This is a genomic window from Alkalicoccus luteus (genome assembly GCF_012034335.1).
GTDB classification, from domain to species: Bacteria; Bacillota; Bacilli; order Bacillales; family Salisediminibacteriaceae; genus Alkalicoccus; species Alkalicoccus luteus_A.
Genome location: NZ_JAATHJ010000102.1, coordinates 1 through 272, shown reverse-complemented (window position 1 = coordinate 272; position 272 = coordinate 1). Strand labels below are relative to the sequence as shown.

Annotated in this window: 1 rRNA gene; it reads left to right on the top strand. The window is 51.5% G+C overall.

The window, feature by feature from the left end:
• Positions 1-162 precede the first annotated feature (162 nt).
• Positions 163-272 (top strand): 23S ribosomal RNA (locus HCN83_RS18090); the annotation flags it as partial.

Below are 272 nucleotides of genomic sequence, written 5' to 3'. Positions count from 1 at the left end.
ATCACCGGATTGAATCAATGATCAGAATACCTGGTTAGAGAGGAATCCGAGTGTCTTAGAAGAAATGCCGAGAACGACGAATCACTGGTATGCCAGATCCCTTTTTTAGGCATTGGGGTCTGATGCTGGATGGGCGTGAAGCCTGGTCAGCACGTATCAGATGGTTAAGCGACCAAGGGCGCACGGTGAATGCCTTGGCACTAGGAGCCGATGAAGGACGGGACGAACACCGATATGCTTCGGGGAGCTGTAAGTGAGCTGTGATCCGAAGA